We start from the raw sequence: 11,947 nt of genomic DNA on the forward strand, positions 1-11,947 counted from the left end.
GGGGAGAGGGGAGAGGGGCGAGGGAACGGCGCTTTTGCCGGCTTCCTGTGGTTTTTCGTCCTTCGGATTCTCGGGCTTTTCCCTCGCCCCTCGTCCCTCGCCCCTCTCCCCTCGGCGGTAGCCGCATGGCGACTCTCCTCGACATCCTCACCACCGCGGCGATCTTGTACAGCGTCGCAGCCGGACTGCTGATCGTGTTCGGCGTGATGAAGATCATCAACTTCGCCCACGGTGGCTTTCTCACCGTCGGCGGCTATTCGGCGCTGCTGATCACCAAGATGGGATTGAACCCGTGGTGGTCGGTACCCTGTGCCTTCGCCATCGGATTCGTCTGCGGCATGGTCATCGAGCGTCTGGTGATGAAGCCGCTGTATTCGCGCCCGCTCGATGCGATTCTCGCCACGTGGGGACTCGGCATCATCATCGGCCAGTTGATCACGCTGGGTGTGGGCCGGGAGGTTCAGTTCGTGCAGAGTCCGGTTACCGGAACGGTCGACCTGCTCGGCGGATCTTATTCGGAGTACCGGTTGTTGCTCGTTCTGGTCGCGATCGCCATCGCGATCGGGATCGCTCTGCTTCTCAACGGCACCCGTCTGGGGCTGGTCACGCGTGCTGTCATCATGAACGAAAACCTGGCGCGCGGACTCGGCATCAACAGCGGATTGGTGCGGTTCATCACGTTCTCGCTCGGCGCGGGACTGGCAAGCCTCGCCGGTGCATTGATTACGCCGCTTTCGAGCGTCGATCCGAACATGGGCGTACCCTGGCTGATCAACGCATTCATGCTCGTGATGGTGTCCGGCGTGTCGCTCGTGAGCCTGGCCGTGGCCTGCCTGGTACTCGGCGGCGCGCAGGTGCTGGTCAGTTCCTGGGGTAATCCCATCCTCGGTGGGCTCACCATCGTCGTGCTCGCCGCTGTGGTGTTGCGGCTGCGGCCGCAGGGGTTCAGCCGTGGCTGACGGGCAGATCGCCGCACCGGTTGCGGGCGTCGCACCCCGCGTACTCGGCCGCGCCAGCTTGCGTACGCTGACCGTCGTCTGCGGCATCGCGCTGCTGTTAACCGCGATCGGCCCCTACGTGCTGCCGACTTACATGGTCAACAGCCTGATCCGGGCTTTCCTGTATGCCGCAGTGGCGCTGACAGTCGATATTCTCTGGGGCTATACCGGCATTCTGACGTTCGGGCAATCGGCGTTTTTCGGCATCGGCGCCTACGCCGCCGGACTGATTTTTACGCACGCCGGCTTCGGCACCGGCTACGCGGCGCTGGCATTGGTTACCGGCATCGCTGTTGCCATCATCGTTGCAGCGGTGGTCGGCTGGCTGGCGTTTTATCACAGCGCCTCGCCGCTCTACGGATCGGTCGTCACGCTGGTATTGCCGATCGTGGTCAGCCAGATTCTCTACTCCGGGGGTAATTTCACCGGCTCGAGCAGCGGGTTGTCCGGATTCGAAAGTTTTGACGTGTCGATCGAGGCCTGGTTCTGGATCGCCGGCAGTTTCCTCGTCGTGCTCACGGCCGGCGCGTGGCTGTTCGTGCGCAGCGACGCCGGCCGCATCCTGGTCGCGATCCGGGAGAACGAGCAGCGCTGCGAATATGTCGGCATCAACGTGTCGCGCGTGAAAATCCTGCTGCTGGTGGTATGCGCGGCGATCGCCGCGGTCGCGGGCTACATGTTCGCCGGCGTGCAAATGGTGGTTGCACCGGAATACGCCGGCTTCGTGTTCGGGACCGAATTGCTGATCTGGGTGGCGCTGGGCGGACGCGGCACGCTGATCGGTCCGGTGATCGGCACGCTGGTCCTGGACGTCAGTACCTCTTACCTGAGCGGCAACCTGCCTTTCGTCTGGAAGCTGGTCATCGGCTTTGCTTTCGTCGTCGTCATCGTCGCGTTGCCCCAAGGTTTGATGCCTTTGATCAAAGCGGCCATCCGGCGCGTGTTTGGCCGGAAAAAAATGACGGCGGCTTTCGCTCCCCGGCTGGAGCCTGCCGTCGAACAACCCTATGCGGGATTGGCAGGCGCAGGCAGCCGCGCGCTGGTGGTTCGCGAAGTGCGCAAGCAGTTCGGCAGCCTCAAGGTGCTGGAAGGCATCGAATTCGAGGCGAAGCGCAGCGAGCTGTTGAGCCTGGTCGGGCCGAACGGCGCCGGCAAGACCACGCTCATGCGTTGCATTGCCGACGGCAACGAGCGCTCCGGCGGGACGGTGCTGCTCAACGACCACGACATCCGGAAGTTGCCGCCGTACGCCTGCGTCGCTTTCGGCGTGGGGCGCAAATTTCAGACCGCCAACGTATTCGAAACGCTCACGGTTGCGGAAGCGCTGCGCATCGCGCGCACACGCCTCGCTCCGCCGTCACTGTGGAAGCGCGAAGAAACGCTGGCATTGCCTCACGCATCCATGCAGGTGGTTCGCGCAACAGGCCTCCACGAGCGACTGGGTATCGAGGCGCGCCATCTCTCCCACGGCATGAAGCAGGCGCTGGAACTTACGATGGTGCTGGCGCTCGAGCCCAGCGTCCTTCTGCTCGATGAGCCGACCGCGGGCCTGACCAAGCCGGAGCGCACGTTGATCGGCGGAATCCTCACCGATCTCGCGCGCAATCACCAGCTTTGCATCCTGCTGGTCGAGCACGACCTGGATTTCGTGCGCGAGATCAGCTCGCGGGTGATCGTGCTGCACCAGGGCAGGATCCTGCTGGACGGCACGGTGGCCGAGGTCGTGGAGTCGGAACTGGTGCGTACGATCTACTCCGGCGGCGGCCACGCGGTAGAGGGAGCAGGCGCGTGAGCGCAGCCGCGCTGGACGTGAAGGGAGTGCGCAGCGGCTACGGCGAAGCGCCGGTCGTGCGCGACGTGAGCTTCGACGTCAGGTCGGGAGAAATCTTTGCATTGCTCGGCAAGAACGGCATGGGCAAGAGCACTCTGCTGAAAAGCGTGATGGGTTTTCTTCCGCTGCACTCCGGCAGCGTCGGCCTGTTCGGCACCGACATCACCGGCCTGCCGCCGCACAAGGTCGCGCGCCGGGACATCGCCTACACGCCTCAGGAGCAGGCGCTGTTCCAGGATCTGACGGTGGAGGACAACCTGCGCCTCGGTATGCGCGACGACACATCGTTCGATGCCGGCCTGAAGCGCATCGGCCAGTTCTTCCCGGTGCTGCCGACGCGGCTGAAGCAGCGCGCCGGCACGCTCTCGGGCGGCGAGCAGAAAATGCTGCTGGTGGCGCGCGCGCTGATGTCTCGGCCGAAGCTCATGCTGATCGACGAGATTACCGAAGGTCTGCAACCGTCGGTCATCGAACGGCTGGCCGGCGTGCTGCGCGCGGAGCGCGACGAGTCGAAGGTGTCGATCCTGATCATCGAGCAGAACGTGAAGTTCGCGTTGTCGGTCGCCGACCGCTACGCGGTGCTCAAGCTCGGTGAAATCGTCGATCGCGGCGATATCGGCGGAGCCGATGTCGAGCGCCGGATCACAGACCAACTGAGCGTGTGAATCACGCAGGGGTTAGGGGAAAAGCAGGGACTAGGGGCTAGGGAAGAACGGGGGCTAGGGAGAAACGTAATGCCGATGCAGTGCTACGCAATGAAATTTTTAAAACAAAGGAGCGGAGAGCTTTGTAACTTTTCGCGGGAAGCTTTCCAATCTCTAGCCCCTAGCCCCTAGCCCCTAGCCCCTAGCCCCTATGACCTATTCCATCGTCGCCCATTGTCCCCGCACCGGCATGCTCGGCGTTGCGGTTGCCACGGCCGTTCCGGCCGTGGGTTCGATGTGTCCGTATGTCAAAGCCGGCGTGGGCGCCGTGTCCACCCAGTCCTGGGTCAATCCCTATCTCGCCATCGATGCGCTGCGCATGATGGAGACCGGCAAGTCGGGACCCGAAGCGCTTAATGCGGTAATGGCCGCCGATGGGGCGCGCGAGGTGCGCCAGATCGGCGTGATCGATGCGCATGGCCGCAGCGCAGCCTGGTCGGGCAGGAACTGCACGGACTGGTTCGGCCAGATCGTCGAACCGCATTTCGCGGTGCAGGGAAACATGCTGGTGTCGGCACCGACCATCGAGGAAATGGCGAAGGCGTTCCGGGCGAGCGAGGGACTCGATCTTGCCGAGCGGCTGATGCTGGCGATGGAAGCGGGCGAGTCTGCCGGCGGCGACAAGCGCGGCCGGCAGTCGGCCGCTTTGAAGGTGCATCACACCGAAGAGTATGCGTTGCTCGACCTGCGTGTAGACGAGCATGCTTATCCGGTCGGTGAGTTGCGACGCGTATTTACGATCGCGAAGCTGCAACTGCTGCCCTTCGTGCAAGGCATGCCCACGCGCGGCAGTCCCGGCGCGGCGGCGCCAGAGGCTGTCGTCAGGCTGCTCGGTTACCCGCCGCCGCAGCGCCCTGGCGGTGGCGGCAGCGCACCGTGAATGACACCAAGGACACTGAGATGAACGACCCCGACCCGTACAAAGATGTGCTTGGCCTCGACCTGTCACCCGAACGCCTGCAGGAAGTGGTCGCGGCGTATCGGGATATCCTCGCCGAGGTGAACAAGTTGCGAACGCTTGATCTGACCGACACGCATCCGGCGATCCTGTTCGAACCGACCGCGCCCTATCGCGCAGGCGGCAAGCGATGACGCGCGAACTGTGGACACAGCCGATCGAGACGCTGGCGCCGGCCATCCGCGCCGGCAAAGTCTCGCCGGTGGCCCTGACCGAAGCCTGCCTCGACCGTATCGAAAAAATAGACGGCAAGCTCGACAGTTTCATTCACGTCTCGAAGCATGCGCTGGACGCCGCCCACGCGGCCGAGCGCGAGATCAAGACCGGAAAATGGCGCGGCCCGCTGCACGGCATACCGGTTGGCGTGAAGGACAACTACGTTACGCGGGACATGCCGACCACCGCGGGCAGCGTGGCGCCCGGTTTGTCATTTCCTCTGCGTGACTCGGCTGCGGTGTCACGGTTGCGCGCAGCCGGCGCCATTCTGATCGGCAAGACGCGCACCCATGAATTCGCGTGGGGCAATGTCACGCCGCCGGTTTGCAATCCCTGGGATCTGACGCGGGTACCGTCCGGATCGAGCGGAGGTTCGGGCGCGGCGGTGGCCGCCGGACTGTGTGCAGCGGCTTTGGGCTCGGATACCGGCGGATCGATCCGCATGCCGGCCGCTGCCTGCGGAACGGTTGGTCTGAAAGCGACCTTCGGGCGCGTGAGCCGCGATGGCATTGTGCCGCACAGCTGGTCGCTCGATCATGCCGGGCCGCTGACTCGCACCGTGGCAGACGCCGCGCTGATGATGCAGGTGCTGGCTGGCTACGATGCGGCCGACCCTGCCTGCCAGGCGCAACCGGTGCCCGATTACTCGAAGGCGCTCAACAGACCGGTCAGGGGATTGAAGATCGGTGTCTGCCGCAATCATTTTTTCGACAATCTGCAGGAAGACGTGGAGCACGCTGTCGAGAACGCGATCGCCGATCTGGCCAGAGCCGGTGCACAGGTGCGCGAGCTGAAAATTCCCCTGCTGGAGTACGGGCTGGGCGCGATATTCGCCATCGAGTTGTCGAGTTCCACGGCCTACCATGATGCATCGCTGCGCGCGGGACGCGTGCCGCACTACCAGCCCGATGTGCGCATGCTGGTGGAAATGGGGCGGCTCGTCACGGGGCCGGATTATCTGAAGGCCGAACAGTATCGCAGCGCGCTGATGGACGAATACCGCAAGGTGTTCGAGAGCGTCGACGTCGTGATCGGTCCGACCACGCCGATCACGGCATGGAAGCGGGGCGAATGGACGGTGCAGGTCGCGGGGAGGCCGGAGAGCGTGCTGGCGGCGTCCTGGCGATTCACTTATCCGTACAACCTGACCGGATTGCCGGCGATCTCGGTGCCCTGCGGTTTCGACCGTGACGGCCTGCCGATCGGCCTGCAGATCGCGGGACGACCCTTTGACGAGACTACCGTACTGCGCGTTGCGCATGCATATGAACGCGATCACGACTGGAAAGATCGCCGGCCGCAGCTTTAATCGGGAGAGAGACGACAATGAATCCACAACAGGAAAGCCGGATGCGCGTGGCCTGTCTGCAGATGGAGCCCAGGATCAGGCAGGTACGCGCCAATGTCGCGCGCAGTCTGGAGTTGATCGCGCAGGCGGCAAAGGCCGGGGCGCAGCTGGTCGTGCTGCCGGAGCTGTGCAATACCGGTTACGTTTTTGAGACGCGCGAGGAAGCCCTCACCTTGTCTGAGACGGTGCCGAACGGGCCGACCTGCGATGCGTGGATAGCGGCAGCCCGCAAGCATTCGATGTTCATCGTCGCCGGCATTACCGAACGCGAAGGAGGGGATCTGTACAACTCCGCGGTCCTGATCGGATCGGAAGGCCATATCGGCACCTACCGAAAAAACCATTTGTGGGGTGCCGAGAACACGATCTTCGAACCCGGTAATCTGGGCGTCCCGGTCTTCGACATCGGCGCCGGCCGTATAGCCTGCGCAATCTGCTACGACATCTGGTTTCCCGAGATTTTCCGTCTCGCGGCCTTGCAGGGCGCCGATATGCTATGCGTGGCCACCAACTGGGTGCCGATGCCGGCGCAGCCCGGCAATCTGCCGATGATGGCCAACATCCTGGCCATGGGCGGCGCGCACGCCAACTCGATGTTCGTGGCGGCCGCCGATCGCATCGGCGTCGAGCGCGGGCAGCCCTTCCTCGGCAACAGCGTGATCGTGAGTCATACCGGCTGGCCGCTTGCGGGTCCCGCAAGTCTGGATCGGGAAGAAATGCTCATAGCCGATATCGACCTCGCGGATGCGCGGCGCAATCGTAACCTGACCGATTTCAACGAACGGCTGCGGGATCGTCGTACGGATATGTACGGGGAAATGCTCGGCTCCACGGCAATCCCCGGCTACTGATCACCGCGTCGGCCGATCTTCCTGCATCGTCGGGCCGGACAACACAGTCCGGCTCGCTTGCCATCGCCGCGGCCCGCACGCTATCTTCCGTGCGTCCCCGTACAAAACGGTCCTGCGCCGGCAAATGGAAACGACGGTTCTGTTGATCTTCGGCGTGGTCTACCTGGGCATGATCCTGGGCGGGCTGCCTTTTCTGCAACTGGATCGCACCGGCATCGCGCTCCTCGGCGCGATAGCGTTGATCGGCGCCGGTGCGCTGAGCCTGGAAGAGGCGTGGGAAGCAGTGCACGTTCCGACGCTGATTCTCCTGTTCGCATTCATGGTGGTTTCGGCGCAGTTGCGCATGGGCGGCTTCTATACCTGGGTCACGCACAAGACCGGTCATTTGCCGCTGTCGCCACCGAAGCTGCTTGCGGCGCTGATCGCGATCGTCGCCGCGCTCTCGGCGGTGTTCAGCAACGATGTCATCTGCCTGGCGATGGCGCCCGTGCTCATCGATGTCTGCCTCGCGCGGCGGCTCAATCCGATTCCCTATCTGTTGGCGCTGGCCTGCAGCGCCAACGTCGGCTCGGCTCTGACGCTGATCGGGAATCCCCAGAACATGCTGATCGGCGGGAAGCTGAAGCTTTCCTTTTCCGGCTATCTGCTGGAAGCGGCGATTCCGGTAGTGCTGGGGTTATTCGTGGTGTGGGCCCTGATTGCCTGGCGCAGTCGCGGGTTTTGGACGCTGGCTGCGGAGGAGGCGGCGACCGATGCGGTGCCGGCCCACCTCGAGCCGGCCCCGCGGCTCGATCGGTGGCAAACGACGAAAGGCCTGTCGGTCGCGGCGGCGGTATTCGTTTTGTTTCTCATAGCGCCCGTGCCGCGCGAGGTGATTGCCCTGACCGCGGCGGGTGTCCTGACGATGAGTCGCCGGCTGCATTCGAGAAAAATGCTCGGCTTGGTGGACTGGCAGCTGCTGGTCCTGTTTATCGGCTTGTTTGTCGTCAACCATGCACTGGAAAAGACAGGCCTGACGAATCAATTTGTCGGGCGCATGGCGGCACTCGGCGTGGACCTGCATCAGCCTTTGCCCCTGTTCATGACGACCTTCTTCTTGTCGAACGTCGTGTCCAACGTTCCGGCGGTCATGTTGTTGCTGCCGGTCGCCACCCACGAACTGGCCGGGCCGCTGCTGGCGCTCGCCAGCACGCTGGCCGGCAATCTGCTGATCGTGGGCAGTATCGCCAACATCATCGTGGTTGATGCGGCCCAGAGGCGGGGCGTGACCATCGACTGGAGAAGGCACGCTCGCACCGGCATTCCCGTGACTCTGCTGACAATGGCGATTTCCTGGGTGTATCTGTGGTTCCGGGTGTTGCATTGAAGACTCAACGGATTGCGCCGACGGACGTTAATGGCCCATGAAGCCCGCATTCCTTCTGACCCTGCTCCTGTTGTCGTGCCTTGCGGCCGCCGCGGATGTGCAGCCCGTGGAATTGCACCAGGAGCTCTCGTTACCGGCAGGTGCGATTGACAAGGTCGTGGCGCTGACGCTGGATGCGTGCGGTGGCGGCTTCGACGCGGATCTTGTCAATTTTCTGATCGAACATCGCATTCAGGCAACCATCTTCGCGACGCGCAGATGGATCCGGCGCAACCCGGACGCGCTCGCCATCCTGAAGGCGCATGCCGACCTGTTCGACATCGAGGACCATGGAGCCAATCATCTCCCGGCGGTCATCGGAGCCGACCGGAGCGTATATGGACTGGCCGGTGTCGCCGACCTGAAGCAACTCAAGCGCGAAGTTGCTGGCGGTGCCGATGCGGTGAAAGCCGCCACCGGCACTGCGCCGCACTGGTATCGCGGAGCGACCGGAGAATACGATCCGGAGGCGCTCAAGACCATCGAAGCGATGGGATACAAGGTTGCCGGTTTCTCGGTCAACGCCGACAACGGTGCCACGCTGGCGAAAAAGCAGATCGTCGGGCGGCTGAAGAAAGTCAGGAGCGGCGACATCATCATCGCTCACCTGAACAAGCCCGCATCGGACACCGGCAAGGGCATGGCGGAAGGATTGCAGTTTCTGCTCGATCAAGGCTTCCGTTTCGTCAAACTCAACGGCTCCGAAGTGCGCCCGCTGCAAAAACGCATCTGATTCCCAACAGCCGCCTTCGCGTCGCCGCCGGGCGACGAGAAGCCCGCCTTTCCCCTCCAGTCTGAACACGCAATCGCTGCTGCATCGCGGCGTTACTTTGCGTGACAAAATCCTCTGTAACCCGGGGTCAACGCCGGAGTCTGACTTGCGTTGAGTTGTGTAACACCCGCGCCTTCGCGGCGGATGGAGCGTTGAATAAGTAAATAAATGGAGGAGGGCAGGCCATGAGCAAGCTTTCCAGAGTTTTCGCGGTGACCAGAATAATCGCAATGACCGTAGTGGTGTCGTTTTCGCTGTCGTCGGTCGTCGTACCCGCGGCAGATGAAGTCGTCGAACTCGGAGATGCGTCTTCCGCACAACAGACGGAGACTGCCTCGCCCGTGTCGTCGCCGTGGCCGGTGCAAGTGACCGACAATGGCCGCACTTTCCTGATCTACCAGCCGCAGGTCGACAAATGGGAAAACAACCGGCTCGAAGGCCGCTCCGCGGTATCGGTGCGCAACGATGCCAGCGGTCAGCAGAACTTCGGCGTGGTCCATTTCTCCGCCCGTACCGAACTTGACCAGGGCAGCCGCACGGTGACGGTTCACGACGCCGTGGTCAGCAAGGCCGACTTCCCGGCCGTGACCACTGGCGTCGACGAATATCTGTCGGTATTGCGGCCGCAGTTTGCGGCGCAATCCTGGCGGGTCGCACAGGACAGGCTGCAATCCGACATGGAAATCGACAGGCTCGCCCAGCAGTCGTCGAAGCAGCCGCTCAAGAACGATCCGCCGCGCATCCTGTACAGCGAACGCCCCGCGGTGCTGGTCCCGATCGACGGCAACCCGGTTCTGCGCCCGGTCGCCGATACCGGACTCATGCGGATAACCAATACCCGTGCGTTGATCCTGCAGGACAAGGCAACGTCACGTTACTTCCTGTTTGTGTCCGACCACTGGATGGAGGCGCAAAGCCTGGAGGGTCCGTGGTTGGTTACAGCGAATCCATCCGCGCAACTGGAGCAGGCCAAGCAACTTGCAATGCAGCAGGACCAGATCGACCTGCTCGACGCGGATGCCGAGGAGAGTGCCGTGACGCCCGCTGCCGTGTCTGTTTTCGTCAGCACGACGCCGACCGAACTGCTGCAAACCGACGGTCCTGCACAATACTCGCCTATCGAGCGCACGCAATTGCTCTACGTGACCAATTCGCCGAACAAGTTGTTTCTCGACCTGAGGACGCAGAATCACTACGCGCTGATCTCCGGCCGCTGGTATCGCACGACCACGCTGGCACAAGGCCAGTGGATTTACGTGCCGGCCGCAAGCCTTCCCACCGACTTCGCCATGATTCCCGCCGAGCATCCGACCGAGAGCGTGCGCGCCGCTGTGCCGGGCACGCCGCAGGCCCGTGAAGCGGTGATCGCGAACACCGTGCCGCAGGTGGCGATGGTGGCACGCAGTGCCGCGCATCTGGAAATTACCTATGACGGCAATCCGGTGTTCCAGCCGATCGAGGGCACCACCTTGCAGAGTGCGGTCAATTCGCCGGTGCCCGTGATTCGCGTCAGCGAAGAATCTTTTTATGCGCTCGACAATGGTGTCTGGTTCGTTTCCTCTTCACCTTTTGGACCGTGGACGGTGACGAGTTACGTGCCACCAGTGATCTATTCCATTCCGCGCAGCTCGCCGCTCTACTATGTGACTTACGTGCGCGTGTACGACGCGACTCCCGAGGTGGTCTACGTCGGCTACACGCCGGGCTATGTCGGTTCGTATGTGTCGAGCGATAACGTCGTCGTGTACGGGACCGGCTGGCCTTATAGCCCCTGGATCGGCAGCGTCTGGTATGGCGCGCCGGTGACCTGGGGGTTCGGGTTCAGCTTTTTCTACACGTGGTGGCATCCGTATCCCTGGTACTCCTGGCACAGAGTGGCCTGGGCACCGCCGCCGCCGTGTTTTCGTCCGTGGTGGGGACCGTGGCACGCGCCGGTCTTCGGACGTCCGGGCTTCGTCGCCGGTGGTGGTCATGCCATTCGTTCTCCGGGACCGCGGTTGCATAACGTCGGCCGCATCTATGACCGCTGGGATCGCAGGAGCGTTGTCTGGAACGGACCGAGGGCGATCGCCAATCAGCAGCGGCCGACGGCGCAGTCACTTCCGCGCCCGGCTCCGGGCAATGGATTCATGGCGGGTCCCGATGGCCGCTGGCGCCGGCTTGGCGATGACGGCAATCGCGACCGGGGCAGGCATGATGCGCAAGTCCGGGGCAATGTCGCGAAATCGCCCGCTGTGCAGACGCCGCACGCCGTTCAGACATCACCCGCCGTTCAAACACCACCCGCCGTTCAAACACCTTGGCGTCGTCCGCCGGTTGCGAATCAGGAGCATCGGGGATCCGCGCAGCCGCGCGTTCAACCGCCATCGTTCGGAGACAACGAACGCAGACCAGCGGATGCGAGACAGTTTCCGCCACGTGAACGCGTATTGGATCAGCGGCAGGCTAACGAAGTCCTTCCGCGCCCGCGGGTGGATGGACGGCTCATCATCGATCGCTCGCGCGTAAATGGGCAACAGGATCGGCCGGCGTCACAGGTGCAATCCCCGCAACGCATCCCCTCGGTTGCAGGCGTGCCTATCGAAAGGATGCCTTCGCAGCCGCAGCGTGCAATACCGCTGTCGCGCAGTTTTTCGCCGCCCGCGGGCCGCATCGAGCGACCCGCCATAACCGATCCTGGCCGCATCGAACGTCCGGCAATAGCCAATCCCGGTCGCGGCATGGAGCGTCCTGCGGTCAATGTGGGACGCAGTGTCGAGCGGGAGGGCGATCGGCCGCAGGCTCGCGGGGCCGAGGGGCGCAGCCATCCGGGTGCGGGTGTAGGAAGAGGACCGCGCATCGGCGAACGCTGAGCGCGGGCGCCG

The 11,947-nt window shown here is 63.4% G+C and carries 10 protein-coding genes; all 10 read left to right on the top strand.

What is annotated here, in order from left to right:
- Positions 1–125: 125 nt before the first annotated feature.
- The 10 genes from HY067_03945 (at position 126) to HY067_03990 (ending at position 11,935) form a co-directional block, all read left to right on the top strand.
- Positions 126–959: a branched-chain amino acid ABC transporter permease gene (locus tag HY067_03945; GenBank protein ID MBI3527098.1), complete on the top strand. Its 834-nt coding sequence runs from the start codon at positions 126–128 to the stop codon at positions 957–959.
- 133 nt (positions 960–1,092) lie between these two features.
- The gene (locus tag HY067_03950; protein MBI3527099.1) at positions 1,093–2,790 is read left to right on the top strand and encodes an ATP-binding cassette domain-containing protein; all 1,698 of its coding nucleotides are present in this window, start codon (positions 1,093–1,095) and stop codon (positions 2,788–2,790) included.
- Positions 2,787–3,494, top strand: coding sequence for an ABC transporter ATP-binding protein (locus HY067_03955; GenBank protein ID MBI3527100.1), 708 nt, complete (start codon positions 2,787–2,789; stop codon positions 3,492–3,494). Before HY067_03950 ends, HY067_03955 begins: the two co-directional genes overlap by 4 nt.
- A gap of 190 nt (positions 3,495–3,684) precedes the next feature.
- Positions 3,685–4,413, top strand: a complete 729-nt coding sequence (locus tag HY067_03960) for a DUF1028 domain-containing protein (GenBank protein ID MBI3527101.1) — start codon at positions 3,685–3,687, stop codon at positions 4,411–4,413.
- Between the two features lie 20 nt (positions 4,414–4,433).
- Complete coding sequence (locus tag HY067_03965) at positions 4,434–4,625, top strand: hypothetical protein (protein MBI3527102.1); 192 nt, start codon at positions 4,434–4,436, stop codon at positions 4,623–4,625.
- Positions 4,622–6,016: an Asp-tRNA(Asn)/Glu-tRNA(Gln) amidotransferase GatCAB subunit A gene (locus HY067_03970; GenBank protein ID MBI3527103.1), complete on the top strand. Its 1,395-nt coding sequence runs from the start codon at positions 4,622–4,624 to the stop codon at positions 6,014–6,016. Before HY067_03965 ends, HY067_03970 begins: the two co-directional genes overlap by 4 nt.
- A gap of 17 nt (positions 6,017–6,033) precedes the next feature.
- Positions 6,034–6,906, top strand: coding sequence for a hydratase (locus HY067_03975; GenBank protein MBI3527104.1), 873 nt, complete (start codon positions 6,034–6,036; stop codon positions 6,904–6,906).
- Positions 6,907–7,030: 124 nt separating this feature from the next.
- A complete protein-coding gene (locus HY067_03980; protein ID MBI3527105.1) occupies positions 7,031–8,272 on the top strand; it encodes an anion transporter in 1,242 nt (413 codons plus the stop codon).
- A gap of 37 nt (positions 8,273–8,309) precedes the next feature.
- Positions 8,310–9,044: a polysaccharide deacetylase family protein gene (locus tag HY067_03985; protein ID MBI3527106.1), complete on the top strand. Its 735-nt coding sequence runs from the start codon at positions 8,310–8,312 to the stop codon at positions 9,042–9,044.
- 224 nt (positions 9,045–9,268) lie between these two features.
- Complete coding sequence (locus HY067_03990) at positions 9,269–11,935, top strand: hypothetical protein (protein ID MBI3527107.1); 2,667 nt, start codon at positions 9,269–9,271, stop codon at positions 11,933–11,935.
- Positions 11,936–11,947 lie beyond the last annotated feature (12 nt).

Source organism: Betaproteobacteria bacterium, from assembly GCA_016194905.1.
Classification (GTDB): domain Bacteria; phylum Pseudomonadota; class Gammaproteobacteria; order Burkholderiales; family JACQAP01; genus JACQAP01.